20 protein-coding genes, 1 pseudogene and 1 riboswitch are annotated in these 25,853 nt (G+C 60.0%); of the genes and pseudogenes, 15 read left to right on the top strand and 6 right to left on the bottom strand.

Annotated elements, in window-relative coordinates; translation table 11 throughout:
* Positions 1 to 72: 72 nt before the first annotated feature.
* Positions 73 to 178: riboswitch (TPP riboswitch) on the top strand.
* A gap of 168 nt (positions 179 to 346) precedes the next feature.
* Together thiC and cytX are read left to right on the top strand one after the other, a co-directional pair.
* Positions 347 to 2,236 carry a phosphomethylpyrimidine synthase ThiC gene (thiC, locus tag ACYZT6_RS23625; RefSeq protein ID WP_416740561.1) on the top strand — a complete coding sequence of 630 codons (1,890 nt, stop codon included), beginning with the start codon at positions 347 to 349 and terminating at the stop codon, positions 2,234 to 2,236.
* 151 nt (positions 2,237 to 2,387) lie between these two features.
* The gene (gene cytX, locus ACYZT6_RS23620; RefSeq protein ID WP_462028841.1) at positions 2,388 to 3,680 is read left to right on the top strand and encodes a putative hydroxymethylpyrimidine transporter CytX; all 1,293 of its coding nucleotides are present in this window, start codon (positions 2,388 to 2,390) and stop codon (positions 3,678 to 3,680) included.
* On the opposite strand, the gene ACYZT6_RS23615 is transcribed toward cytX, so the two are convergent.
* Entirely contained in the window at positions 3,649 to 4,395 is a 747-nt protein-coding gene (locus tag ACYZT6_RS23615; protein ID WP_462028840.1) for an RsiV family protein, read from the bottom strand. The two genes, cytX and ACYZT6_RS23615, sit on opposite strands and share 32 nt — an antisense overlap.
* 228 nt (positions 4,396 to 4,623) lie before the next feature.
* On the opposite strand from ACYZT6_RS23615, the gene ACYZT6_RS23610 reads away from it, so the two are divergent.
* The 11 genes and pseudogenes from ACYZT6_RS23610 (at position 4,624) to ACYZT6_RS23560 (ending at position 16,737) form a co-directional block, all read left to right on the top strand.
* Complete coding sequence (locus ACYZT6_RS23610; RefSeq protein WP_131058782.1) at positions 4,624 to 5,241, top strand: NUDIX domain-containing protein; 618 nt, start codon at positions 4,624 to 4,626, stop codon at positions 5,239 to 5,241.
* Positions 5,232 to 5,684 carry a DUF1249 domain-containing protein gene (locus tag ACYZT6_RS23605; protein ID WP_462028839.1) on the top strand — a complete coding sequence of 151 codons (453 nt, stop codon included), beginning with the start codon at positions 5,232 to 5,234 and terminating at the stop codon, positions 5,682 to 5,684. Before ACYZT6_RS23610 ends, ACYZT6_RS23605 begins: the two co-directional genes overlap by 10 nt.
* Positions 5,685 to 5,942: 258 nt before the next feature.
* Entirely contained in the window at positions 5,943 to 6,758 is an 816-nt protein-coding gene (gene cpdA / locus ACYZT6_RS23600; protein WP_462028838.1) for a 3',5'-cyclic-AMP phosphodiesterase, read from the top strand.
* Between the two features lie 933 nt (positions 6,759 to 7,691).
* Positions 7,692 to 7,910 (top strand): annotated as a pseudogene (locus ACYZT6_RS23595) (DUF6124 family protein); the annotation flags it as partial.
* Between the two features lie 147 nt (positions 7,911 to 8,057).
* Positions 8,058 to 8,666 carry a YqiA/YcfP family alpha/beta fold hydrolase gene (locus ACYZT6_RS23590; RefSeq protein WP_462028837.1) on the top strand — a complete coding sequence of 203 codons (609 nt, stop codon included), beginning with the start codon at positions 8,058 to 8,060 and terminating at the stop codon, positions 8,664 to 8,666.
* A gap of 42 nt (positions 8,667 to 8,708) precedes the next feature.
* A complete protein-coding gene (gene parE, locus ACYZT6_RS23585) occupies positions 8,709 to 10,613 on the top strand; it encodes a DNA topoisomerase IV subunit B (RefSeq protein ID WP_462028836.1) in 1,905 nt (634 codons plus the stop codon).
* Positions 10,613 to 11,602 (top strand): esterase-like activity of phytase family protein, encoded by a 990-nt coding sequence (locus ACYZT6_RS23580; RefSeq protein WP_462028835.1) that lies wholly within the window; start codon positions 10,613 to 10,615, stop codon positions 11,600 to 11,602. The genes parE and ACYZT6_RS23580 overlap by 1 nt, the downstream gene beginning before the upstream one ends.
* Entirely contained in the window at positions 11,599 to 12,123 is a 525-nt protein-coding gene (locus ACYZT6_RS23575; protein WP_462028834.1) for a retropepsin-like aspartic protease family protein, read from the top strand. Before ACYZT6_RS23580 ends, ACYZT6_RS23575 begins: the two co-directional genes overlap by 4 nt.
* Before the next feature lie 7 nt (positions 12,124 to 12,130).
* A complete protein-coding gene (gene parC, locus ACYZT6_RS23570) occupies positions 12,131 to 14,398 on the top strand; it encodes a DNA topoisomerase IV subunit A (protein WP_462028833.1) in 2,268 nt (755 codons plus the stop codon).
* 176 nt (positions 14,399 to 14,574) lie between these two features.
* Positions 14,575 to 15,288 carry a PqiC family protein gene (locus tag ACYZT6_RS23565; RefSeq protein WP_462028832.1) on the top strand — a complete coding sequence of 238 codons (714 nt, stop codon included), beginning with the start codon at positions 14,575 to 14,577 and terminating at the stop codon, positions 15,286 to 15,288.
* Between the two features lie 117 nt (positions 15,289 to 15,405).
* Positions 15,406 to 16,737, top strand: a complete 1,332-nt coding sequence (locus tag ACYZT6_RS23560) for an IS4 family transposase (protein ID WP_462027655.1) — start codon at positions 15,406 to 15,408, stop codon at positions 16,735 to 16,737.
* A gap of 254 nt (positions 16,738 to 16,991) precedes the next feature.
* Here ACYZT6_RS23560 and ACYZT6_RS23555 read toward each other — a convergent pair whose 3' ends face one another.
* Positions 16,992 to 18,524, bottom strand: a complete 1,533-nt coding sequence (locus ACYZT6_RS23555; protein WP_462028831.1) for an AhpA/YtjB family protein — start codon at positions 18,522 to 18,524, stop codon at positions 16,992 to 16,994.
* A 135-nt stretch (positions 18,525 to 18,659) separates the two neighbouring features.
* Between ACYZT6_RS23555 and serB the strand changes: the two genes are divergently transcribed.
* Complete coding sequence (gene serB / locus ACYZT6_RS23550) at positions 18,660 to 19,874, top strand: phosphoserine phosphatase SerB (protein WP_461978890.1); 1,215 nt, start codon at positions 18,660 to 18,662, stop codon at positions 19,872 to 19,874.
* A 153-nt stretch (positions 19,875 to 20,027) separates the two neighbouring features.
* Here serB and ACYZT6_RS23545 read toward each other — a convergent pair whose 3' ends face one another.
* Complete coding sequence (locus ACYZT6_RS23545) at positions 20,028 to 21,806, bottom strand: molecular chaperone (RefSeq protein ID WP_462028830.1); 1,779 nt, start codon at positions 21,804 to 21,806, stop codon at positions 20,028 to 20,030.
* Between the two features lie 196 nt (positions 21,807 to 22,002).
* Here ACYZT6_RS23545 and ACYZT6_RS23540 point away from each other — a divergent pair, with 196 nt between their 5' ends.
* Entirely contained in the window at positions 22,003 to 22,404 is a 402-nt protein-coding gene (locus tag ACYZT6_RS23540; protein ID WP_462028829.1) for a lectin OAA family protein, read from the top strand.
* A gap of 57 nt (positions 22,405 to 22,461) precedes the next feature.
* Here ACYZT6_RS23540 and asd read toward each other — a convergent pair whose 3' ends face one another.
* The 3 genes from asd to ACYZT6_RS23525 are packed head-to-tail and all read right to left on the bottom strand — an operon-like array spanning position 22,462 to position 25,738.
* Positions 22,462 to 23,322 carry an archaetidylserine decarboxylase gene (asd, locus tag ACYZT6_RS23535; RefSeq protein WP_462028828.1) on the bottom strand — a complete coding sequence of 287 codons (861 nt, stop codon included), beginning with the start codon at positions 23,320 to 23,322 and terminating at the stop codon, positions 22,462 to 22,464.
* Between the two features lie 18 nt (positions 23,323 to 23,340).
* Complete coding sequence (locus ACYZT6_RS23530) at positions 23,341 to 24,156, bottom strand: rhodanese-like domain-containing protein (RefSeq protein ID WP_462028827.1); 816 nt, start codon at positions 24,154 to 24,156, stop codon at positions 23,341 to 23,343.
* 43 nt (positions 24,157 to 24,199) lie between these two features.
* A complete protein-coding gene (locus ACYZT6_RS23525) occupies positions 24,200 to 25,738 on the bottom strand; it encodes an HDOD domain-containing protein (RefSeq protein WP_462028826.1) in 1,539 nt (512 codons plus the stop codon).
* Positions 25,739 to 25,853: the final 115 nt, after the last annotated feature.

Genomic DNA, 25,853 nt, shown 5'->3' with positions numbered 1-25,853 from the left:
CTGTAATTGCGCCATTCATCATGGTGTTTACCGCGGTGTTGGCGTTCTTTGCCAGTTGTGTCTAGACTGGCCGGGTTCTTGTCGGGGTGCCTTGCTATGAGGCTGAGATCGAATAATTTCGGATCCCGTTGAACCTGATCAGGTTAGCGCCTGCGTAGGGAACAAGATTTCTCGTCACCCGGCGAGTCCTCTTGTGCTTCGTCCGGGATGTTGTTCGACAATCGAACACCCCTCGAGCACTGAGCACAGCACCAACGGCTTCGTTATGGCTGATTGGTCGCGTCCATTCGTTACAGGTTCACTCCGACAAAATTCCACTGCCTGGATGCTGTCTGGAGAGCCCGTGATGACGATAAAACTAAAAAACACTACGAACTTGAGTGACTCGGCCCAAGTCGATCAACAATCGGTTCAGCCGTTTACCCGCTCGCAAAAAATCTATGTTCAGGGCTCCCGTCCGGACATCCTCGTGCCGATGCGCGAAATCAGCCTCGACGTGACCCCGACCGACTTCGGCGGTGAGATCAACGCGCCTGTCGTTGTGTACGACACCTCGGGCCCGTACACCGACCCCAACGTTATCATCGACGTGCGCAAAGGCCTGGCCGATGTGCGTTCACCGTGGATCGAATCCCGTGGCGACACCGAACGCCTGCCCGGCCTGAGCTCGAACTTCGGCCAGGAGCGCCTCGCCGACGCCGAACTCACCAAGCTGCGTTTCGCCCACGTGAACAACCCGCGACGCGCCAAGGCCGGGGCCAACGTCAGCCAGATGCACTACGCCCGCAAAGGCATCATCACCGCCGAGATGGAATACGTCGCCATCCGCGAAAACATGAAGCTCGAAGTGGCCCGCGCCGCCGGGCTGCTGGACCAGCAACACGCCGGTCACAGCTTCGGCGCCAGCGTGCCGAAAATCATCACCCCCGAATTCGTCCGTGACGAGATCGCCCGCGGTCGCGCGATCATTCCGGCCAACATCAACCACACCGAACTGGAACCGATGATCATCGGCCGTAACTTCCTGGTGAAGATCAACGGCAACATCGGTAACAGCGCACTGGGTTCGTCCATCGAAGAAGAAGTGGCGAAACTGACCTGGGGCATTCGCTGGGGTTCGGACACGGTCATGGACTTGTCCACCGGCAAACACATTCACGAAACCCGCGAGTGGATCATCCGCAACTCGCCGGTGCCGATCGGTACCGTGCCGATCTACCAGGCCCTGGAAAAAGTCGGCGGCGCGGCCGAAGACCTGACCTGGGAGCTGTTCCGCGACACGCTGATCGAACAGGCCGAGCAGGGCGTCGACTACTTCACCATCCACGCCGGCGTGTTGCTGCGTTACGTGCCGCTGACCGCCAAGCGTGTGACCGGCATCGTCTCCCGTGGCGGTTCGATCATGGCCAAGTGGTGCCTGGCGCACCACAAGGAAAACTTCCTCTACACCCATTTCGAAGACATCTGCGAAATCATGAAGGCCTACGACGTCAGCTTCTCGCTGGGCGATGGCCTGCGTCCTGGCTCGATTGCCGACGCCAATGACGCGGCACAATTCGGTGAGCTGGAAACCCTCGGCGAGCTGACCAAGATCGCCTGGAAGCACGACGTGCAATGCATGATCGAAGGCCCGGGCCACGTGCCGATGCAGTTGATCAAAGAGAACATGGACAAGCAGCTTGAGTGCTGCGACGAGGCGCCGTTCTACACCCTCGGCCCGCTGACCACGGACATCGCGCCGGGTTACGACCACATCACCTCCGGTATCGGTGCGGCGATGATTGGCTGGTTCGGTTGCGCCATGCTCTGCTACGTCACGCCGAAGGAGCACTTGGGCCTGCCGAACAAGGATGACGTGAAAACCGGGATCATCACCTACAAGATCGCCGCACACGCCGCCGATCTGGCCAAAGGGCATCCGGGCGCGCAGATTCGCGACAATGCCTTGAGCAAGGCGCGCTTCGAATTCCGTTGGGAGGACCAGTTCAACCTGGGCCTTGATCCGGACACCGCGCGTTCGTATCACGATGAAACCCTGCCGAAGGATTCGGCCAAGGTCGCGCACTTCTGCTCCATGTGCGGGCCGAAATTCTGCTCGATGAAAATCACCCAGGAAGTCCGCGAATACGCGGCCAACCAGCGGATCGAAACCGTCGACGCCGAAGTCGCCCAGGGATTGGCGGAACAGGCAGAGCGGTTCAAGCAGGAAGGCAGTCAGCTGTACAAGAAGGTTTGATCTGACCTGAAAGGGTGGGGCCTGCACAGGCCCCATCGCCAGCAGGCTGGCTCCCACATTGGATCTGTGGCGTTCACATGTCCCCTGTGGGAGCCAGCCTGCTGGCGATAGCGGTCTACACAACAACAAATGTCCCTCTGAGATAACACCCTTGAGCATTCAACCGAGTACTTACTCCCCTGACATCGCGGTGCCCACAGACAAACGTGTCTTCGGCGGTCGCGATCTGTTTTCCCTCTGGTTCTCCCTCGGCATCGGCCTGATGGTGCTGCAGACCGGCGCCTTGCTCGCGCCAGGTCTGGGCCTGTCCGGCTCGCTGCTGGCAATTTTCCTTGGCACGCTGGTCGGCGTTCTGTTGCTGGCCGCCGTTGGCGTGATCGGCAGCGACACCGGCCTGTCGTCGATGGCCGCGCTCAAACTCAGCCTCGGCAAACGCGGCGCGAGCCTGCCGGCCGTGCTGAACCTGCTGCAACTGATTGGCTGGGGCTCGTTCGAAATCATCGTCATGCGCGACGCGGCCAGCCTGCTCGGCGCCCGTGCGTTCAGCGAAGGCAGTCTGCTGTCGAATCCGCTGCTCTGGACCGTGTTCTTCGGTGGCTTGGCGACTTTGCTGGCGGTCAGCGGCCCGTTGACCTTCGTGCGGCAGATCCTGCGCAAATGGGGCATCTGGCTGCTGCTGGCCGCGTGTATCTGGCTGACCTGGAACCTGTTCACCAAAGCCGATCTGGCTGCATTGTGGGCGCAGGCCGGTGACGGCTCCATGCCGTTCGCCGTGGGCTTCGACATTGCCATTGCGATGCCGCTGTCGTGGCTGCCGCTGATTGCCGACTACTCACGCTTCGGCAAGCGTGCGAAAAACGTGTTCGGCGGCACGGCGATTGGTTTCTTTATCGGTAACTTCTGGCTGATGAGCCTCGGCGTGGCCTACACCCTGGCGTTTGCGCCGAGTGGTGAAGTGAATGCCTTGCTGTTGGCATTGGCGGGTGCCGGTCTGGGGATTCCGCTGTTGCTGATTCTGTTGGACGAGTCGGAAAACGCCTTCGCCGACATTCACTCGGCGGCGGTTTCCAGCGGGATTCTGTTGCGCTTGAAAGTCGAGCACCTGGCGCTGGCCATCGGCGTGATCTGCACGCTGATCGCGTGCCTGGCGCCATTGGCCCAGTATCAAAACTTTCTGCTGTTGATCGGTTCGGTGTTTGCGCCGCTGTTCGGCGTGGTGCTGGTGGATCACTTCATCCTGCGCAAACGCAGTAGCCAGGTGGCGTCAGCCGCGTTGCGCTGGCCGGCGTTGCTCGCTTGGTTGGGCGGGGTGAGCACTTATCACTTGCTGGCCAATCTGTATCCGGACATCGGCGCAACCCTGCCGTCACTGATTCTGGCAGGGCTGCTGCAACTCGTGCTGGGTCGGGCCTTCAGTTACGGCCAGGAAACAGCTCGGGCTTGAGAATGCCGTTCAGGCGCGGGTAAGGGATCTTCAGTTCGACGTGGCCCAGCGCGTAAGGCGCGATGGTGCTGGTTTCGTACTTGAGGATCACCCCGCCGTAGGTCAGCGCCACGTTCTGGGTTTTCTGGAATTGCCACTCCTTCAGGAACTCCGGTTCCTGATCGAGCTTGGTGCTGATCAGCCAGCTGTTGTGCGCCACTTGCGCGGCTTTCCAGAACGCCTCTTCCTGCCCTGGCACCAACATGTCGGACAAGGTCAGCACTTTATGCTGCTGGCGCGAATAGTTGATAAAGCTGCGGCCCGGTGTGCCATGCGCGCCGCCGGTGTCCAGGTAGCTGGAAAATTCGACGATCACCAAGCCGTCATGCTGCTCGCGTACTTTGGCTTGCAGGTAGCTGCTGTTGCGCGGGCCGGCGGTGCGCAAAAACTCATCGCGATAGGCCGCCAGCGTCGGTGCCGCAGGGGCGTCGGGCGAGGTGCGGGTCATTTGCAGCAGGCGTTTTTCGATAATGCCGTCCAGCTGAGGCTCGTCCGGGAAGCGTAGCGTATCGATATTCACCAGCGGGCATTCAGGTGTCGTGCAACCCGGTTTCAGTGTTTCGGTGGCGTCGCGGGTGGTTTCCAGCGGTGCCCGGTAGTTGGGTTGAAATAAACTTTGGCAGGCGCCCAGGGTCAGGGCGATTGCGGCCACGGAGGCGATTTTAAAAAGTGACATGGGTGTCCTTCATAAAACTGGGAAAGGCAAAAAGTTATCCGCTTCGACTCTCAACGAAGCAGTCAGTTCGCCACTAAGCTAATTAGAGTTGGTTTCGCCCCCACCGTCTATCTCGCTGACGGAAAGGGGCTGCATCAAACGGCGCGAGCGCGTTAGGATGGCGCGAAGTCGAGGTTGCACGTAACAAAAAGGAGCCTCGGATCGGATTTGCAGTAAACGAGGATTGTCATGACTGATTTTGCCAACGCCATTCCGACCGCCGTTGATATCGTTCGGCGCGAAAAGTGCTACGAGGGCTTTTACAAGCTCGATCGTGTGCACTTGCGTCATGAATTGTTTGCCGGTGGCATGAGTCGCGAAATCAATCGTGAAGTGTTTGTTCGCCACGATGCGGTGTGCGTGCTGCCGTACGATCCGCAGCGCGATGAAGTGGTGCTGATCGAGCAGTTTCGCGTCGGCGCCATGGGCAAGACCGACAATCCGTGGCTGATCGAGCTGGTCGCCGGTCTGATCGACAAGGATGAAGTACCGGAAGAAGTTGCTCACCGCGAAGCGCAGGAGGAAGCTGGGCTTGTGTTCGGGGCGCTCTGGCCGATGACCAAATACTTTCCATCGCCGGGCGGCAGCAACGAATTTGTACATTTGTACCTGGGGCGTTGCGACAGCACCGGAGTCGGCGGCCTGCATGGGCTGGAGGAAGAAGCAGAAGATATCCGCGTCACGGTCTGGGCGTTTGAAGATGCCCTGCAGGCCGTACGCGACGGACGAATTGCCAACGCGGCCAGCATCATTGCCTTGCAATGGTTAGCTTTGAACCGCGCTGAAGTGAGGGGGCTATGGTCGTAAACAAGTTGCGCGATCGCTATCGGGTGGACCTCGTCGGGTTGCAAGCCTCCTGCGAGGCCAACTACGCGCGCCTGATGCGACTGCTGCCGGACATGCGCAACGAACCGGAGGCACGGCGCATTGCCGTAACCCACGGTGACCAGATGCTCGGCGTGCTGGCCCTCGAAGTGCTGCAGGTCTGCCCGTACACTACGACCCTGCAAGTGCGTCAGGAACACAGCCTGCCGTGGCTGCCGGTGCCGCAACTGGAAGTGCAGGTCTATCACGATGCGTGCATGGCCGAAGTGGTCAGCGCCGAACATGCGCGACGCTTTCGCGGCGTCTATCCTTACCCGAATGCCTCAATGCATCAGCCGGACGAAAAAGCCCAGTTGAATATGTTCCTGGGTGAGTGGCTGAGCCATTGTCTGGCCTGCGGACATGAGTACGCCGTCGTTCGCTGAGTGCCCTGACTTACAAATATGCTCATTTTTGGCGGTGTCTATTGCCGTCAGGCTGCGTTGCCGCTCCTCGCCATAGCCAGCTATGACTCGTCGCGGCGCCTTGCCTGACAACAATCGCCACTCGCCAAAAAAGGAGCATATTTGCAAGTCAGGGCACTAGATGTGAACTGCGTCAGGTTCGCAGGTTTCCCCTTTTGATCGTCCCCCAGCATAATTGCGGCACTCATCCAATCCCGTGATTCAGCCTGGGAGAACGCCTTGCCGAGCGTATCCACATTGACCACCGCCGATTCGGCGTTGCTGGTGCAACTGTCCGACAGTCATCTGTTTGCCGAAGCGGACGGGACGTTGCTGGGCATGAATACCCGGGACAGCCTGCAAAAGGTCATTGAGCTGGTGCGCCTTCAGCAGCCGCAGATTGATCTGATCGTTGCCAGCGGTGATTTGTCTCAGGACGGGACGCTGGAGTCTTATCAGCTGTTTCGCGATTTGACCCGACAGCTTGATGCGCCGGCGCGCTGGATTCCTGGCAATCATGATGAACCGCGAATCATGGCCGAGGCGGCTGTGCATAGCGCGTTGCTGGAGCCGGTGGTGGATGTTGGTAACTGGCGGGTCACTTTGCTGGATTCGGCGGTGCCGGGGTCGGTGCCGGGGTATTTGCAGGATGAGCAGTTGCAATTGTTGGCTCGTTCGCTGAGTGAGGCGCCGGAGCGGCATCATTTGGTGTGTTTTCACCATCATCCGGTGTCGATTGGTTGTGCGTGGATGGAGCCGATCGGGTTGCGTAATCCTGAGGCGTTGTTTGCGGTGCTGGATCGCTTTCCGCAGGTGCGTGCGGTGTTGTGGGGGCATGTGCATCAGGAGATTGATCAGGATCGCAATGGGGTGCGGTTGATTGCTTCGCCTTCGACTTGTATTCAGTTTGAGCCGGGGAGTGATGATTTCAAGGTGGGGGAGCAGGCGCCGGGGTATCGGTGGTTGCGGTTGTTGCCTGATGGTCAACTGGAAACCGGTGTGGGACGCGTCACTGGGTTCGACTTTCAGGTCGACTACGGCTCCAACGGTTATTGACGGTTGCGATCTTGGCGGCCTGCGGGCCGACCAGGCTCTTGCTGACTGAGTACATATCCATTTCTGCGGTAACGGCCGCCTATGGTTCCGCCCTTACGGCGTGTCACTTTGGCAAACGCCCCAAAGTAACCAAAGGTCTCGCCCCAAGCGTCCGGCCCCTCGCTTAGGCTCGGCGTTCCTTCGCTCCGGTATTCATCCGGGGACACTGCCCTCCGGTCTGCTTCGCGACGACCTACATGCAGCGTGTTCGACTGCGTCGAACGGCGCTGCGCGCCACTCCCCGGATGAACACCTCCACTCAGCCTCCCGAAAGGGGCGGGTGGATCAAGATCAAGAGCTGCAGGCGAGCTAACGCTCGGCCTATTGAGTGGTGAAAAGCATGTACGCCGGGCCCTTGTAGGAGCGAGGCTTGCCCGCGAAGGCGGCCTGACAGCCGACCAAGATCTTGCGGATGTACAAAATTCCACTGTGGGAGCTGGCCTGCCAGCGATGGCGGCCTGACAGCCGACCTGCATTTTGCGGATGTACCCCGTTTCCTGTAGGAGCGAGGCTTGCCCGCGAAGGCGGCCTCACCGGCGACGCTGTTTAATGGTCAGCAAAAATTTCAGAACCTTCCCACGAAGTTTTCAGGTTGCCCGTCAGACGCGGCTTCTCTAGCCTTTTGCGTGTCGCTGACACATTCAGCGATCGGGCTTCGCGGCCCTATGAACTGAGGCATAATCGCCGCGCTTTTCAGCAGCACTTTCGGGTGTCTGTCGTTTTGTGTCATGGCGGCTGTGCGTGGGATACCTTCGGGTATGCCGATGCTCAGTTCTCGGTCCGCGAACCCGCGTACAGCTGCCACCCTTACATTGCATCGCGGCAATTGGGGGTGGCTCCATATCAATGAACTGAGGTGTCACCATGTTCAAACCAACCCCCAATCCCCCCACCCGCAAACCCAGCACGATGTACATGATCGTCCCTGAAATGGACACGGAAAGCCTGTTAGCCCATTCCTGTGAGTCCCTGGCGTCGGCGAGTGTCATGGCCAGCGATTTTGCGGCACGCCTGCATGGGCCGGACCGGCATACAGCGATGGCGATTCAACAGATAGTCATGCTGGCCGAACTGGCGGTGAATCGGGCGCTGGATAATGTCGATCCAGCATAATTTTTTCAGATAGACCGCGCTATCGTTCATCGGGAGCAAGCTCGCTCCCGATGACGCCCGTTCGTGAAACCTGATTCCTGCCTATATCCCCGATCCCCCCGACTCCCTGTAAACTGCGCCTCTTTACCCGACGCACAGGGAGTTCAAATGTCCGGTTCGATCCTTTATATCCACGGTTTCAACAGCGCGCCTGCGTCGAAAAAGGCCACGCAGTTGGTGCAAGTGATGGAGCGGCTGGGTTTGAGCGATCAATTGCGCGTCCCGGCCCTGCATCACCATCCGCGCGAAGCCATCGGTCAGCTAAACAAGGCGATTGAAGAGCTGGGGCGGCCACTGCTGGTCGGCAGCTCACTCGGCGGCTACTATGCGAATCACCTGGCCGAGCGCCATGGCCTCAAGGCCCTGTTGATCAATCCTGCCGTCAGTCCGCACCGGATGTTCGACGGGTATCTGGGGACACAGAAAAACCTGTATACCGATGAGGCCTGGGAATTGACCCACGACCACGTGACGGCCCTGGCCGAGCTGGAAGTGCCGGCGCCCCGGGATCCGCAGCGGTATCAGGTGTGGTTGCAGACCGGCGACGAAACGCTGGACTATCGCCTCGCCCAGCAGTATTACCGCGCCTGTGCCTTGCGCATCCAGGCCGGCGGCGACCATAGTTTCCAGGGTTTTGCCGCGCAACTTCCGGCGTTGCTCAGTTTTGCCGGCATCGGCGCAGATTTGTATCAGGCGATCGATTTCACAGCACTGTGATCTTTCGCCTCTATTTAATAGAACATTTGACGACGAGACCCCATGGCCACTCCCAGCGCTAGCTCTTATAACGCAGACGCCATCGAAGTCCTCTCGGGCCTCGACCCGGTGCGCAAACGCCCCGGCATGTACACCGACACCAGTCGGCCGAACCACCTCGCCCAGGAAGTCATCGACAACAGCGTCGACGAAGCCTTGGCCGGGCACGCGACGTCGGTGCAGGTCATCCTGCACGCCGATCACTCCCTGGAAGTCAGCGATGACGGCCGTGGCATGCCGGTGGACATTCACCCGGAAGAGGGCGTTTCCGGGGTCGAGTTGATCCTCACCAAGCTTCATGCGGGTGGCAAGTTTTCCAACAAGAACTACCAGTTCTCCGGCGGTCTGCACGGGGTGGGTATTTCCGTGGTCAACGCCTTGTCGACCGAAGTCCGGGTGCGCGTGAAGCGTGACGGCAACGAATACCAGATGATTTTCGGTGACGGTTACAAGAAAACCGATCTGGAAGTGATCGGCACCGTCGGCAAGCGCAACACCGGCACCAGCGTGTTCTTCGCGCCGGATCCGAAATACTTCGATTCACCGAAATTCTCCATCAGCCGCCTCAAACACGTGCTCAAGGCCAAGGCCGTTCTGTGCCCGGGGCTGCTGGTCAGTTTTGAAGACAAGGCCACCGGCGAGAAAGTCGAATGGCATTACGAAGACGGCCTGCGCTCCTACCTGGTGGACGCGGTCAACGGCTTCGAGCGTCTGCCGGACGAGCCGTTCTGCGGCAGCCTGGCCGGTAACAAGGAAGCGGTCGACTGGGCGCTGCTGTGGTTGCCGGAAGGTGGCGACAGCGTTCAGGAAAGCTATGTCAACCTGATCCCGACGGCGCAGGGCGGTACGCACGTCAACGGTCTGCGTCAGGGCTTGCTCGATGCGATGCGCGAGTTCTGCGAATTCCGCAGCCTGCTGCCGCGCGGTGTGAAGCTGGCGCCGGAAGACGTCTGGGAGCGCATCGCTTTCGTGCTGTCGATGAAGATGCAGGAACCGCAATTTTCCGGCCAGACCAAAGAACGCCTGTCGTCCCGTGAAGCGGCGGCTTTCGTTTCCGGTGTGGTCAAGGATGCGTTCAGCCTGTGGCTCAACGCTCACCCGGAAACCGGCATGCTGCTGGCGGAACTGGCGATCAACAACGCCGGCCGTCGTCTCAAGGCCAGCAAGAAGGTCGAGCGCAAGCGCATCACGGCGGGGCCGGCACTGCCGGGCAAGCTTGCCGACTGCGCCGGGCAAGACCCGATGCGTTCCGAGCTGTTTCTGGTGGAAGGTGATTCCGCTGGCGGTTCGGCCAAACAAGCGCGGGACAAAGAGTTCCAGGCGATCTTGCCGTTGCGCGGCAAGATTCTGAACACCTGGGAAGTCGACGGCGGCGAAGTGCTGGCCAGCCAGGAAGTGCACAACATCGCCGTGGCCATCGGTGTCGATCCGGGCTCGGCGGACATCGCCCAGCTGCGCTACGGCAAGATCTGCATCCTCGCCGACGCCGACTCCGACGGTCTGCACATCGCCACCTTGCTCTGCGCCTTGTTCGTCCAGCATTTCCGCCCGTTGGTGGATGCCGGTCACGTCTACGTCGCGATGCCGCCGTTGTACCGCATTGACCTGGGCAAAGAGATTTACTACGCCCTCGATGACGCCGAGCGCGATGGCATTCTCGATCGTCTGGTGGCCGAGAAAAAACGCGGCAAGCCGCAGGTCACCCGATTCAAAGGCCTGGGTGAAATGAACCCGCCGCAGCTGCGCGAAACCACCATGGACCCGAACACTCGGCGTCTGGTGCAGCTGACGCTGGAAGATTACGACGCAACCGCAGAAATGATGGACATGCTGCTGGCGAAGAAACGCGCCGGCGATCGCAAGTCCTGGCTGGAATCCAAAGGCAACCTCGCCGAGGTTCTTGGCTGATGCGGGTCGGCTTTGCCCTGGCGTGTGCGTTACTTCTGACCTCCGTTTCGGCGTTTGCCGAACCGGCACCGGAGTTGCGTCTGTTGTCCGAACATCCCGTCGATGGCATGCGTGGCGGCAACCTGTCGGGGCTGGCCCAGTGTGGCAAGGACCTGTGGACGATCTCCGATCGCGACGATGATCAGATCTACCGCCTCGATACCCGCGACACGGTCTGGCAGGCCGAAACCGTGGGCATCGGCGTCCCTGCGGTGCCGGACAGCGATTTGCCATGGGGGCTGCGTTCGCGGGCCTGGGTCGCATCGTTTGTACGGGGCGGGGACCTGGATTTTGAAGGCATCACGTGCGATAGCGTCGGTAATCGCTACATCGTCAGCGAGTCCCATGCAGCGGTCCTGCAAGTGCCGCCCGTTGGGCCTTCGTCCTGGCTGAAGATCTCGCCGATGCTGGTGCGCGAAGCGCGGGCCAGCGGCATGTTGTTGCAATTCAATGCGCTGTTCGAGGGGCTGGCGATCAACCCGGCTGGCGATCAATTGTGGCTCGCCGCCGAGCGTCAAAGCCGTGGCTTGCTGCTGATCAAGCGTAAACAGACGGTCTGGGACTGCGACGGTGGTTGCGTGTTGCTGAGCGAGGCGGGTAAAGAAATGCAGCCGGCGCAGTTTCCACGGGCCAAAGCGGTGACTCGGGACTTTGCCGACCTATCGCTGTTCAACGGCAAGCTGTTTACCCTTGAACGCAACGCTTACAAGATCTGCCGCCGTGACCCGGTGACGGCCAAGGTCGAGCGCTGCTGGTCGTTTGCCGATGGAGCCTTGCAGGAACACCGACGCTATCAAAATCCGTTTGGTCTGACCGAAGCATTGATTGTCGACGCCGAGGGTGCCTGGGTCGGCACCGACAACAATAACGATGCCCGCGCCGATGGCGAGGTTCGCCCGGTGGTCTGGCGCTTCGCCGCGCCTGAAGGTGGCTGGAGTGCCACGCCTTGAGCCAGCAAACCCCGGGAAAGCGCGCCGGTCGGGTGTTTATGGTGTTGGCCTGGTGCGCGGCGCTGTTTCTGGCAACACGGTTTTTCGGCCAATGGGAGGAGCGTCAGCAAAATCCCAATGTGGTCGTCAGCTCGGAGCAGGGCGAAGGGTTTATTGAGGTGAAACTGGCCAGCAATACCCAGGGGCACTTCGTCGCCAGCGGCCAGATCAACGGCCAGCCGGTTGATTTCATGCTGGATACCGGGGCGACCGATGTGGCGATTCCGGCGGAAATGGCAGAACGGTTGAAACTGGAAAAAGGCTTCGGGGTGACCCTGAGCACGGCCAATGGTCGCACCGAGGGTTATCGAACCCGCGTCGACCGGCTGCAACTGGGCGACATTGTGCTGCGTGACGTGCGCGCCATCGTCGTGCCAGGCCTGGATGGCAAGCAAGTGCTGCTCGGTATGAGCGCGCTGAACAAACTTGAATTTACCCAGCGCGGTGGCACCATGCTGCTGCGCCAGACAACGAACCGATGAGGCCCGCATGAGCGACTCCCTTGATCTCAGCCTGGACGGTGTAGAACGCCGGTCACTGGCTGACTTCACCGAAAATGCCTACCTCAACTACTCCATGTACGTGATCATGGACCGTGCCTTGCCGCATATCGGCGACGGCCTGAAACCGGTACAGCGGCGCATCATCTATGCGATGAGCGAGTTGGGGCTGGACGCCGATTCCAAGCACAAGAAATCGGCGCGTACCGTCGGTGACGTGCTCGGTAAATTCCACCCGCACGGCGATTCGGCCTGCTACGAAGCCATGGTCCTGATGGCCCAGCCGTTCAGTTACCGCTACACACTGGTCGACGGCCAGGGTAACTGGGGTGCGCCGGATGATCCCAAGTCCTTCGCCGCCATGCGTTACACCGAGGCGCGGCTGTCGCGTTATTCCGAAGTGCTGCTCAGCGAACTGGGCCAGGGCACCGCGGACTGGGGCCCGAACTTCGACGGTACGCTCGACGAGCCGCTGGTGTTGCCGGCACGTTTGCCGAACATCCTGCTCAACGGCACCACCGGCATCGCCGTGGGCATGGCCACCGACGTGCCGCCGCACAACCTGCGCGAAGTCGCGACGGCGTGCGTGCGTTTGCTCGATGAGCCCAAAGCCAAGGTCGAACAGCTCTGCGAGCACATCCAGGGCCCGGATTACCCGACCGAAGCGGAAATCATCACGCCCCGCGCCGATCTGCTGAAAATGTACGAAACCGGGAAGGGTTCGGTGCGGATGCGCGCCGTGTACCACATCGAAGACGGCGACATCATCGTCACCGCGCTGCCGCATCAGGTGTCCGGTGCCAAGGTGCTGGAGCAGATCGCGGCGATGATGCAGGCCAAGCCGTCCAAGGCCCCGCAGATCGCTGACCTGCGCGACGAATCCGACCACGAAAACCCGTGCCGGATCGTGATCATTCCGGGCGCTCGGAAAAACTTTGACCACGACGCGCTGATGCAGCACCTGTTCGCCAGCACTGAGCTGGAGTCGAGCTACCGGGTCAACATCAACATCATCGGCCTGGACGGCAAGCCGCAGCTGAAAAACCTGCGAGCGTTGCTGGTCGAGTGGCTGGAGTTCCGCGTCAACACCGTGCGGCGGCGTCTGCAATTTCGCCTGGACAAGGTCGAGCGTCGCCTGCACCTGTTGGACGGTTTGTTGATCGCCTACCTCAACCTGGATGAAGTGATTCACATCATCCGTACCGAGGAACACCCGAAAGCCGCACTGATCGCGCGTTTTGCCCTGAGCGAAATCCAGGCCGACTACATCCTCGACACCCGTTTGCGTCAGTTGGCGCGACTGGAAGAAATGAAGCTGCGTGCCGAGCAGGATGAACTGCTCAAGGAACAGGCCAAGCTGCAAGCCCTGCTGGGCAGCGAAGCCAAGCTGAAAAAACTGGTGCGCACCGAGCTGATCAAGGACGCTGAAACCTACGGCGATGACCGTCGCTCGCCAATCGTCGAGCGCACCGAAGCCAAGGCCCTGACCGAGCATGATCTGCTGCCGAACGAGAAAGTGACCGTCGTGCTGTCGGAAAAAGGCTGGGTTCGTTCTGCCAAGGGGCATGAGATCGACGCCACCGGCCTTTCCTACAAGGCCGGGGATGGTTTCAAGGCGTTGGCTCCGGGTCGTTCAAACCAGTTTGCGGTGTTTATCGATTCCACCGGTCGCAGCTATTCGGTGCCTTCGCACACCTTGCCATCGGCCCGAGGCCAAGGCGAACCGCTGACCGGCCGTCTGACGCCGCCGCCAGGGGCGACCTTCGAATGCGTGCTGATGCCGGAAGACGATTCGCTGTACGTGATCGCCTCCGACGCCGGCTACGGCTTCGTGGTCAAGGGTGAAGACCTGCAAGCCAAGAACAAGGCCGGCAAGGCGTTGTTGAGCTTGCCGAACAACTCGAAGGTCATTCTTCCGCGCCCGGTGACGGATCGCGAGAACAATTGGCTGGCCTCGGTGACCACCGAAGGTCGCCTGCTGATCTTCAAGATCAGTGATCTGCCACAATTAGGTAAGGGCAAAGGCAACAAGATCATCGGGATCAACGGTGAGCGTGTTGCCAGCCGCGAAGAATATGTCACAGACATCGCCGTACTGCCGGATGGCGCCACGTTGGTGCTGCAGGCCGGAAAACGTACGTTGTCGCTGAAAGCGGACGACCTCGAACACTACAAAGGTGAGCGCGGGCGTCGTGGTAACAAACTGCCACGTGGCTTCCAGCGGGTTGATGCGCTGCTCGTCGAAAACCTCAATTAAGCGTCCTAGAGGCCTCGATCTACGATTTAACGCGTAGATCGACGCATTGGCGCTGGAGTCGGAACGCATATTCACGGATGATATGGCCTTTCAAGCGCCGGCGTGGCCGAGCGTTCTTCATATTTATTGAGTATTTTCACTGTGGTTAGCCTTGTGGCAACCACCTGGATGGGACGATGACTGCTCTGCGCCTTCCTTTTATTTTGATGCTCGCCGGCGTTCTTGGCCTGGCGGGTTGCAGCGTTCACCAACCGGTGTCGCTGTATCAGCTGGACAGCGGAAGTCCGGCCCAGCCTGCGCAAAGCGCGGGCATGGCGGTTTTGTTGGGCCCGGTAACGGTTGCGGATTACCTGCAACGCGAGACTTTGTTGCAACGACAACCCGATGGCAGCCTGCAGGCATCGCTTGACGGTCGTTGGGCGGGTAGCTTGTCATCCGACATCGATCAGCTATTGCTGCGTCAGGTAGCCGGTCATCTGGACAGCCAGCGCGTTGTGCTGGCGCCCGCGACCGCCGGCTTCACGCCGGATGTTCAGGTGCTGATGACGATTACTCGCCTGGACTCGGGCGAATCGCAGCCAGCGATCCTGGATGCGCAATGGCGTCTGATCGACCGTCGTGGCCAGGTTCGCGATAACCGCATCATTCACCTGCAGGAGCAGCACGCAGGCGGCACGGCGGCTCAGGTTCAGGCACAGGGTGTGTTGTTGCAACGTTTGGCCGAGCAGTTGTCGGTAGCGCTCAAGCCGCTGGCTAACCAGCCACCCATCGCTGAAGCCCCGAAGAAACCTGCACCGAAGCCTGTTGCACCCGCGGCAGAGCAAGAGAAGCAGCCGAAGATCCCGATGGCTTCGCCGATCCGCACCGATATGGAAGTGTTCAGGTTCTAGGCCTGGATTGATTCAACAAAAAGCCCGCAGAGAAGCTAATGCTGTTCACTTAAGTATTTGAGTCCAAGCCGGGCTTATCCGAAAATCCGATGCCAGACCTCTGGCATCGGATTTTTTATGTCTGTTCAACAAGATCTGCTCGACTTCGGCGACCTTTTCAACTTCTGCGACCTGAGCACCTTCACCCAAAACATTCCCATCGAGTGGGTAGCGTCTGCGCTGGATCTTTCCAGTCAGGCGACCATTCGCCGACGTCGCCTGCCCGCTGACCAAGTGCTCTGGTTGGTACTCGGCATGGCCTTGTTTCGTGACGAGCCGGTTCATGAGGTGGCCAGACGTTTGAACATCTGCGCTCAAGGCCTGGCCACCGACCACTTGTTGGTCCGCAGTGGTGTGACCGAGGCGCGCAAGCGACTCGGTGCCGATCCTGTTGAGTGGTTATTCCGCAAGACCGGGACCCAATGGGGCGCGGAGCGCTATGACGATGATACCTGGCATGATCTGCAGGTATTCGCGGTGGACGGTGCACTTTTGCGTACTCCGGATACGCCCGAGCTTCGAGATCACTTCGGGTCGGGAAACACTCCAAGCGACCGCCAGACGCCGTTTCCGATGCTGCGCTTGGTGGCCCTGATGAATGTGCGTTCGCACGTGATCATGGATGCTCAATTGAGCCCTTATCGACGCAGTGAAATGCGCTTGGCCGACGAATTTTTGCAGCAGATACCCGACCACTCGGTGACGCTGTTCGACAAAGGTTTTTGGGGTGCCGAGCTGCTGTCGAGCCTGAGCGGAGCAGGCATCAACCGTCATTGGTTGATCCCGGCAAAAAAAGGACTGGTCTGCGAGGAAGTGGCCCGTTACAGCCAGCACGACAGGTTAGTGCGTATGAAAGTCTCACCGCAGGCCAGAAAGCGAAACCCGGTTCTTCCAACGCACTGGGAAGTACGCGAAGTCAGTTATGAAATCAAAGGCAAGGTGAAGACCGTCATGACGTCGTTGCCGGCCAAGACCTACAACACTCAAGCCGTTGCCAAACTTTACCAAGAGCGTTGGGAAATCGAATTGGGCTTCAGGGACATCAAGAGTTCGATGCAACAGAACGCAATGACCTTGCGCAGCAAAAAAGTCGAGCTGATCTATCAGGAAGTGTGGGGGCTATTGCTGGCTTATAACGTGATTCGTCGAGAGGCCAGTCAGGCGGCGGTGGCGTTTGGCCGACCACCCTCGGACATCCGTTTCAAACCCGTTTGTCAGTACATCGCCGTGCAACTGATCGTGATGGCGGCGGCTAATCCGATTTCAGCCACAGGAAGACGCTTGGCTGAGTTGAGAGCAGGGATAGGAGGATTGTTTCTGGATCACCGCCCAAGGCCTTCGAGACCAAGGACGGTGAAAATTTCGAAAACCCGATTTCCAGTGGACCGTAAGGCTGCTCCGCTTAAGTGAACAGCATTACGCAGAGAAGCGGGCTTTGTTGTTTCTGCAGGGGCCTGTAGCAGCTGTCGAGCCTGCGAGGCTGCGTTCGAGGACGAAGTACTCGCAAGTCCTGTGAGTGCGGTCTATTCGAATGCACCCATTGCCCCTTACGACTGCTGCGCAGTCGAACGCAGCCTCGCAGGCTCGGCAGCTGCTACATGGAACCAACAGAAAGCCCGCAGGCGATCACTCATCTGCGGGCTCCTTTGCAGTAGGGCTAACGCTTACGCCCGGCGCTCATGCATCCGCGCCAGTTGCCGCTCCAGCATCGACGGATAAGGCTCCATCAACCGCTCCACACAGCAAGCACCCTCAGGGCTGGCAATCGGCCGGATCCGTGCACGCTGGCGGATCAGCGCGTCGTCACTGATCTTGCGCTCCACCAGCAGCAGATTGCGGCTGTGTTGCGACAAGGCCAGGGCATCCTGAGCGGCTTCGGTCAGCAGCAGGTCGATCTGGCTCAGACCGAACAACTCGTCGCCCAGGGTCAGGCCCAGCTGCAATTGCAGGGTGATGCCGCTGTCCGCGACTTCGATCTGCAATTGATGGCCCAGCGCTCGCAACAGCTCGCCGCAGCAGATCGCGTTGGTCAGGTAGTCGTCGCCGCTGTCTTCGGTGTGGAACACCATCAGTGTGCTGCCATCGTTCAGGCTATGAATTTCGCCTTCATAGAGCGAAGCGGCCTGGTCGAGGCAATCGCGATAGCGTTTAAGCAATTCTTCCAGACGTGTGCGAGGCAGACGACGCAGCTGATCCTGAGCGCCCAGTTGCACGGCCAGGACAGCGCTGTGCTGTGGCACGTTAGAGACCACCGGTTTTACTACCGGTCTAGGTGCAACGTCGGCCGATTCATCACGCAAGTCGGCAAATGCATCGTCGTCATCGTCGTCTTCAACGGTGCTGACACTGCGCCGTGGCGCAGGCTTGAGGCTGGCGACAGGCTTGCTTTCATCGAAACTCGGATCACGCAGGTTGCGCACTTCGAAGGTCGGCTCGTTATCGTCGGCGTCTTCGTATTCGCTGTCGTCGTATTCCGGCTCAGGCACGGCTTCCGGTTCGGCCGGCTCCGGCGCGAAATTGGCGTGCAGCTGACGGGCCAGGTCGCCGATTTCGTCCTGACGCTCGGTGGCCGGGGTGTATTCGTCGATATTGCGCAACCACACGCGCAGTTGCAGCAACGGCGTGGAGATGTGCCGACCCAGGCGCAGGCTCAAGGCCAGGGACAGGGCCAGCAGAATCGCACTCAAAATGCCCATGCTTTGCAGGCTGATGGTCATCGGCTGCTGGAATTGATCCATGTCCAGGCTGATGCGCAGTTGCCCGGCGGTCACGTCCTGGAACGTGATTTTGCTCTGGTACATGCCCTCGGCTTCGCCCAGCAGGCTGTGCTTGGGACGCTGACCGGCTTCGGCGAGGATGCGGTTATCCACGCTGTAGATGGCGGCGTGGGCCACCAACTTGTTTTTGGTCAGGTTGTTGAGCAGCACGTTGAGGCTGAGGATGTCGTTGGACACCAACAGCTCCGTGGCGGAGGTGGCGGTCTGCGTGGTCAGGCTTTCGCCCAGCGCATCGGCCTGCTCGTGCATGGCCTGCTTGAACTGCAAACCCATCACACAGGCATAGATCACCAGGGCCAGAGCGACCAGGATCACGTTATGGCTGGCAATGCGCAATGCAATCGGTACACGGCGGTGGCGCAGTGCACGGAAGATCAGCAGAAAGAAGTTATCGGTTTTTACTGGCGTGGGCCGGTTCACTTGAGCTCGGCTCTTTTGTCCGTGAAGTTGACGCGCAGTATAGCGACAGGCCCTAGACCGGCAAAGCGCTGACGGTGCCCGATGGTCACTGAAAGTGGGTAGAATGCGGTTTTTTTCCACTTGCGGGGGTGCGCCTTGCGCGAAATCGTCCTGATAAACATCACGGGAGTCGACCGTCCGGGTCTGACTGCGGCCATTACCGGCGTTCTGGCCCAGGGTGGTGTGAACATTCTCGACATCGGTCAGGCGGTGATCCACGACACCCTGTCGTTCGGCATCCTGGTCGAAATTCCAGGTACCGAGCAAGGCAAGTCGGTGCTCAAGGACATCCTGTTCAAGGGGTACGAGCTCGATCAGCAGGTGCGTTTTACGCCGGTGTCCGAAGAGGATTACCAGCAGTGGGTCGGCAACCAGGGCAAAAAGCGCCACATCGTCACGCTATTGACCCGCAAAGTGACCGCCGGGCAATTGCAGGCCGTGAGCTCCATCACCGCCAAATATGGCTTGAACATCGATCACATTGATCGCTTGTCCGGGCGTATGCCGCTGGACACCCCGGCCGACAAGGGCAAAGGCTGCATCGAGTTTTCCGTGCGTGGCGAAGCGGCTGACCCGCAAGCGCTGCGGGCCGAATTTCTCAGCGTCGCCCAGGAACTGAACGTTGACATCGCCTTCCAGGAAGATTCGCTGTTCCGCCGTAACCGCCGTCTTGCGGTGTTTGACATGGACTCGACGCTGATCGAGGCCGAAGTCATCGACGAACTGGCCAAGGCCGCGGGCGTGGGCGATCAGGTGTCGGAAATCACCGAGCGAGCGATGGCCGGTGAACTGGATTTCCGTGCGAGCTTCAAGGAGCGCCTGGCCTTGCTCAAGGGGCTGGACGTCAGCGTGCTGGACTCGATCGGTGCTTCGTTGCGTTTGACCGAAGGTGCCGAAACCCTGTTCGCCGAACTCAAGCGTCTGGGCTACAAGACGGCGATTCTGTCGGGCGGCTTCACCTACTTCGCCAAGCAATTGCAGGCCAAGTTGGGCATCGACTACGTATTTGCCAACGAACTGGAAGTGGTCGACGGCAAGGTTACCGGCGTGGCGGTTGAGCCGATTGTTGATGCACAGCGCAAGGCAGATCTGCTGAAGGAGCTGGCGCATAAGGAAGGTTTGCGTCTGGAACAGACCATCGCGGTCGGCGACGGTGCCAACGATTTGCCGATGCTGGCGATTGCCGGTCTGGGCGTGGCGTTCCGGGCCAAACCGCTGGTGAAGCAGTCGGCGAAGCAGGCGATTTCCACCCTTGGGCTGGATGGCGTGTTGTATCTGCTGGGCTTCCGGGATCGTGATGGGCAGCTCTGAAATCTGGCTGGGCCCTTGTGGCGAGGGGGCTTGCCCCCGTTCGGCTGCGCAGCAGTCGTAAAATCAGATAACTCGGTCTGTCTGAGGGACTCAGGGGGCCGCTTCGCAGCCCAACGGGGGCAAGCCCCCTCGCCACAGGGATCTGCTTTTCCCTCAAAGCGACTTCCATAACGAATCAAAATCCTCCTCAACGCCGCTCCCCGCGGCGTTGTCGTGTCTGCTCGCTTCCAGCGAGCGATAAGCAAACTGATTAAAACTGTTGGTGCTCGCCACCCGCCGATCCAGCCCGGCGCGCCGTTCCTGGCCGTTGGTGTTGATCAGCACTTTGCTGCCTTCCTGGAAGGGCAGTCGCGGGGCGAGCACAGTGGCGGGCAGATCGATGGCGCTGATTTCCGGCAGCAACAGGCCGCGTAAATATTGACTGTGGTCGTCCCGCGTTCGTACCAGTTGCAACCCGCATGGCTCGGCGTAAGGCGCGACCTGTTCGATCCCCATCTGCGTACCGCCGCCACGCACCTGACGAATCCAGCGCACCACCGCAATACTCCAGCCCTGATTGGCCGAGTCCTGAATCCCGACCATCTCGCCAGCCTGCAACTCGGCGGGCACCGCGTTGGGCCATGCCAGGCAATAACCGCCGGGGCTGTGATTGATGACCGGCAAGGCGTACGTCGGAAAATGCCGATTGCTATCAGCCGCCTCGTGGCCGTCGTCGTTCTGAAGGTGCGGGTATTCGATTTCTTCGTAGGGCAGCAAGGCATCGGCGCTGCCGTGGGGAGCTGCGTCGAACGCCTGGTTCCACTGGTCCTTTCCTTGGCTCGCCGGGGATGTTGCCGAAAACTGCGCAAGCCGGGTGCCGGGGTTTTTCAGAATATCGCTGAACGAACGTTGCCCGCCCAGGTAGAAGTGCAACGCGCTCATGCCCACGCACAGGGTCAACGTGCCTTGGCCAACGGTGCGCTGGAAGCTGCGCTCGGCCGCCTGGCCCCATGCGGCGTGCAGGTGTTGCAGCGTATCCAGGCTGAGCCCGGTCGGTACGGGCAGCGGCGGTGTGCCGATAGTGCCTTGCAAATGCGCTTCGATGGCGGCGACCAGTGGCTGCGGATCAATCCCCAGCAAACTGGCCTGCTGCTCAGCCCTGAACTTCGAGCGATAGCGCGGCCCGGTATCGAGATTCGGCGCGACGGCAAACAATCCATCTGCGGGTTGGCCGGGTTGCAACTTGATCCATTGGCTCCAGGGCTCCAGCACCTCGGCGAGCCGGGCGATCTGGTTCTGGCGCAGTTGATTGCAGCGTGCGGCGCCCAGCAACAGGGCAACGACATAGGTTTGCTCAATGCTCAGGGTTTTCGTCTGGCTGGCCAGTTCATCGCGCAGGTTCAGGTGCTGGAGCTTGTGCGCGCAGGCGATCCGATACAGCTGATGCAGCTCCAGCCACAGGCCTTCCGGTACCGGGCAATACAGTTGAGTAGAGCGAATCAGCGGGCCGTTCAAACAATGGATCGCCCGCTGCAACGCTTGGGTCAACAGTGATGCTCGATCCTTGCTGAAGCGCGGGGTGATGCGCACGACGATCTGTTTGTAGCCAATCGCCAAGTGACTTTGCAGTGCTTGGCAAAGGTTGGCGATCTTGCGCGAACGCTCGTCGAGCACAATCGCTTGATGCAGGAAATGCCGTTCCAGGTGTTTGCAGACGTAATACACCTCGGGTCGCAACAGTTCGAGCAGTTGCAGGCGATTGTCGCTGGGGGTGAGCAGCTGGTTGAGTTCGCTCAAGCCTTGATAGAGCAGGCGGGCGGTTTCGCCGATGTTGGCTTTGGGCAGGTTGGCGATCCAGCGCTTGAGGTCGCGTGGCGTCGGTTCACAGATCGACAGGCGCAACTGCGTCGGGATCGGTGCGCGTAGCATCAGGTGGGGACTGGTCTCATTCATGCCGTGGAAAACTCCAACCGGGAAATGGGCGTGAATGACCTGACTGTAGCACCTACGGATGTCTACCGTTTGTCTGTCAGCCGAGTGCCGCTCGGGTGTACTACTAATCTGACACACGTGCGACTGGATACGCACAGTCGTACGGCCTGCTGCCTACGCAGGGCAGGTCTCTTGTAACTTCAAGGAGATGAGGTTCATGTCTAAATACGTAGTGGCAAATCAATGGGGCGGTAGTTCGGCACCCTGGCATCCGGGCGGAGACTGGGTGTTAGGCGCGCGGGATAACCAGAACGTGGTCGCGATCGAGATCAAATCGGGCGATGGCGGGAAGAGCTTCACCGGCACCATGACTTACGCGGGTGAAGGTCCCATTGGCTTCAAGGCTCAACGCACGGGCCAGAACCAGTACAACGTGGAAAATCAGTGGGGCGGCAACGACGCTCCATGGCATCCGGGTGGCAAATGGGTCATCGGCGGCCGTGATAATCAGAACGTTGTCGCGTTGAGCGTCACCTCCAATGACGGAGGGAAAAACCTCAGTGGCACCAATACCTACGCCAACGAAGGGCCGATCGGCTTTCGTGGACAGATAGAGTAACGGCGCTACCGAAATGTCCGCCCCTTCGAAGACGTTCGACGGGGCGGATTAGCCAAATCAGGCGTTTGGCAGGCCCATACCCTGGCCCATCTGTACCGGTGAACCGGCCGCCAGTTCTTCAGCCCACTTCACTTGATCCGGCCCGAACAGCACGACTGCGGTCGAACCCAGCTTGAAGCGACCCAGTTCCGCACCTTTTTCCAGATGGATCGGCGCACGGGCGGCTTCGTCGTAGCGGAAGGTTTTCAGCTCGCGTTTCGGCGGCGTCACCAGCCCGGCCCAAACGGTTTCAATCGAGGCCACGATCATCGCGCCCACCAGCACCACGGCCATCGGCCCGCGCTCGGTGTCGAAAATGCACGCCACACGCTCGTTGCGGGCGAACAGTTCCGGCACGTTTTCGGCGGTGGTCTGGTTGACCGAGAAAATCCGGCCCGGGATGTAGACCATCTCACGCAGGGTGCCAGCCAGTGGCATGTGCACGCGGTGGTAGTCTTTCGGCGAGAGGTAAATCGTCGCGAAATCGCCACCCATGAACGGCGCAGCATTCGCGGCATCACCGCCCAGCAATTCCAGCACGCTGAAGCTGTGACCCTTGGCCTGGAACACGCGGCCGTGTTCGATCGGGCCGAGTTGGCTGACCGCGCCGTCGGCCGGGCTGAGAATCGCGCCAGGGGCTTCATCGAGCGGGCGAGCGCCGTCTTTCAGTGCGCGAGTGAAGAACGCGTTGAAGTGCTCGTAAGCGGTCAGGTCTTCGACCAGCGCCTGGGACATGTCCACCTGATAACGCTTGGCGAACCAGGCGGTAAAGGCGTTCTTGAACCAGCGCACGCGGCATTCGGCAATGCAGCCGGCCAGTCGCGAGAGCAAGTGGTGAGGCAGCAGGTATTGGCTGAGGATAAACAAACGCTTATTCATTAACTGTCCTTAAAAACCTTAAATCTCAACGGGCGTATCGGGGTGGTTGCCCCATTCGCCCCAGGAGCCGGCGTAGCCTTTGACCCGCGGATAACCGAGGGATTTGGCCACTAGATAGGTGAAGCCAGAGCGATGGTGAGTCTGGCAGTGGGTAATGACTTCTTTGTCTTTGGTGATGCCGAGTTGTTCGAGGATCTGCGGCATGTCCGTGCGGATGCGCAAGTTGCGCGACTTATCCATGCCGGCCGTCCATTCGAAATTTACCGCGCCGGGAATGTGCCCAGCCTTGGCTGCCAGCACTTTTTCACCGGAGTACTCCAGCGGACCGCGCGCATCCCAGACCGCAAGGTCGGCGGCGCCGAGACGGCTTTGCAGGTATTCGCGGGTGGCGGTCGGTTCGTCGTGCAGGGTCAACGCAACCGGGCCGCCAACGTGGGCCGGGATCTGAATCGACATGGGCATGCCTTCAGCCAGCCAGGCCGTCAGACCACCGTCTATATAGTGGTAGTTGCGGTGGCCGATGACATCAAGCAGCCAGATAAAACGCCCGGCCCAGCCGCCGCCTTCGTCGTCATACACCACGTAGACCGCATCGGGGTTGTGTCCCAACTCACCGAACAACGCTTCGAGCGCCGCTTGCGGCGGCATCAGTCCCGGCGCAGGCGCCTGACCGAGTTGCGTCCGTTTGGGGTCGACAAAGCGCGCGCCGGGAATATGCCCTTCGGCATAGCGGGCGCTGCTGGTCAGGTCCACCAGAATCAGTTCGCGGGACTCAAGGCGAGGGAGCAAGTCGCTCGGCTCGATGACCAGCGCCAAGCCAGAGAAGTCAGACATGTGAGGTCTCCAGAGCACAAAGGGGAGGATTGTAGCGCAGCATTCATTGACCGCGCTGGCTAAAGCTATGGAGTGCCTTTTCAATGCACTGCGCCGTTTTACCGAAAGCTTGCACGGTGATTTCCGAAAACGGCCCGCCGCCCTGATCCGCGACAACAACCATGATCACCCGACCATTATTGACCAGTGAGCGCAGCAGCAAGTGTTCGCCGCGAAACTGCGCGCGCAGGCTGGCAGGTAACAAGGCCGAGAACTGGGCGTTGTTGGCCGGGGTCAATCGCACTTGCGCCTGTTGCGAGAGCAGACGTTGCAGCACGGTGCTCTGGCTGACTGCCAGGTTCAAGCCCGCAGCATCCTTCGCCAGTCCGGCGGTTTGATGCGCCCGCAAATTGGCGTGCGTACGGTCGGCCATCAAAATCATCACCCGACGCATGCCGCACGCGACCAGCGCGTCTCGTGCAGAGGTGGTCAAGTGCATCGCATTGGTGAAGCGGCTAGGCTCGACCAGCAATTCGGCACATTGTTTACGCCAGGCCGTCAGGTCTTCGGTAGTCGGCGCGGGCGCCGGCAGCAAACCCGCGTGAATACGGTTAATGCCCGATGGCCAGATCAGCGCAACTGCAGGGTGCCAAAGGTCCGGCATGGCGTGCTGGTGCGCGCTGTTGACGGCCTGTTGATGCAATTGCTGCTGCACTTCGCTCATCGGCATTTGCAGGTAAAGGCTGGTCAGGTATTGCCAGCGTTCGCTGTGCGGACTGTCCCAGGCCTTTTGCGCCGACAGTGCCAGGCCATTGGCCAACAGCACGGTATTGGCCGGTTGGTTGAGCCAGCGGCGCAGGGTCGGGTCGTCATCAAGGCGGTTTTGCTGGCGCAAAGGGTGCTCGCTGTCGCGGGCAATGCGCAGGACTTTGACCAGTTCTCGCTGCTCGTTGAGCAGCAGCCGATAACCTTGCTGTACCCAGATCGGCAGACGCCAGATGTCCACCAGGGCCTGACAGATGTCCAGCAAGCGAACGCCGAACAATTGCTTTTCGACTTTGCGTGCTGACTCGCCTTTATGGATCACCCGCAGTTCCCACTCTTCGAGCAACTGCGGATGAGTCAACGCCATCGGCCACAGCGGCGAAAGAAACAGCAGGCTGCCCCAGTGGATGTCCTGCCAGAGCCGCGCCAGGCGTCCGGCGAAAAAGCCGTTGGCCTGTTGGGTCGCATGCTGGCTGATCAACTGCAGTTGACGCAACGCCACGGGAATCTGTAATTGGGGTTCGGCAGGCAACCGGGCGAGCAATTCTTCGGTGCGTTTCAGCCCGAGACGATTGATCGCCACCTCAAGGTTTTCAGCAGGCGTGGTCATGCTGCCGTGCGTGTGGCGATTGGCTTCGCGAATCACGCTCAAGGCCAGGGCCGGGCTGTCCTGCAACAGTTCGGCGATGTCGCGAAGCGAGCTGCGTTTATCGGCGAGGGCCTTGCAGACGCGGTCGTGACTGTCTTGCGGAACCGGCAGGCGCACGCCATCGAGAAGCTTGACCCAGCCTTCAAGCGTGGTTGGTTTTGGGGTTGGGATGTTCGTTTCGTTAGCCATGGTTGGACGTGATCATCGTCTGCATTACCTATGCCCACAGAGGGCTAAATTAGCTTTTCGCTTGAACGGGCTATAGTCTGGCGCAGTTTTGCCGATAAGTAGAAGAAGAGATTTT

It is taken from the genome of Pseudomonas sp. RT6P73, from assembly GCF_054897715.1.
The sequence above is the reverse complement of the archived record's forward strand: the minus strand, read 5'-3'. Positions and strand labels throughout refer to the sequence as shown.

Bases quoted from the DNA above. Each gene is read 5' to 3' on its own strand.
- ACYZT6_RS23530 (WP_462028827.1), bottom strand. From the start codon at position 24,156: ATGTCTGACTTCTCTGGCTTGGCGCTGGTCATCGAGCCGAGCGACTTG.
- ACYZT6_RS23560 (WP_462027655.1), top strand. From the start codon at position 15,406: ATGTCTGTTCAACAAGATCTGCTCGACTTCGGCGACCTTTTCAACTTC.
- parC (WP_462028833.1), top strand. From the start codon at position 12,131: ATGAGCGACTCCCTTGATCTCAGCCTGGACGGTGTAGAACGCCGGTCA.
- ACYZT6_RS23565 (WP_462028832.1), top strand. From the start codon at position 14,575: ATGACTGCTCTGCGCCTTCCTTTTATTTTGATGCTCGCCGGCGTTCTT.
- thiC (WP_416740561.1), top strand. From the start codon at position 347: ATGACGATAAAACTAAAAAACACTACGAACTTGAGTGACTCGGCCCAA.
- parE (WP_462028836.1), top strand. From the start codon at position 8,709: ATGGCCACTCCCAGCGCTAGCTCTTATAACGCAGACGCCATCGAAGTC.
- asd (WP_462028828.1), bottom strand. From the start codon at position 23,322: ATGAATAAGCGTTTGTTTATCCTCAGCCAATACCTGCTGCCTCACCAC.
- ACYZT6_RS23580 (WP_462028835.1), top strand. From the start codon at position 10,613: ATGCGGGTCGGCTTTGCCCTGGCGTGTGCGTTACTTCTGACCTCCGTT.
- ACYZT6_RS23615 (WP_462028840.1), bottom strand. From the start codon at position 4,395: ATGTCACTTTTTAAAATCGCCTCCGTGGCCGCAATCGCCCTGACCCTG.
- ACYZT6_RS23605 (WP_462028839.1), top strand. From the start codon at position 5,232: ATGGTCGTAAACAAGTTGCGCGATCGCTATCGGGTGGACCTCGTCGGG.
- ACYZT6_RS23525 (WP_462028826.1), bottom strand. From the start codon at position 25,738: ATGGCTAACGAAACGAACATCCCAACCCCAAAACCAACCACGCTTGAA.
- ACYZT6_RS23590 (WP_462028837.1), top strand. From the start codon at position 8,058: ATGTCCGGTTCGATCCTTTATATCCACGGTTTCAACAGCGCGCCTGCG.
- ACYZT6_RS23610 (WP_131058782.1), top strand. From the start codon at position 4,624: ATGACTGATTTTGCCAACGCCATTCCGACCGCCGTTGATATCGTTCGG.
- ACYZT6_RS23540 (WP_462028829.1), top strand. From the start codon at position 22,003: ATGTCTAAATACGTAGTGGCAAATCAATGGGGCGGTAGTTCGGCACCC.
- ACYZT6_RS23545 (WP_462028830.1), bottom strand. From the start codon at position 21,806: ATGAATGAGACCAGTCCCCACCTGATGCTACGCGCACCGATCCCGACG.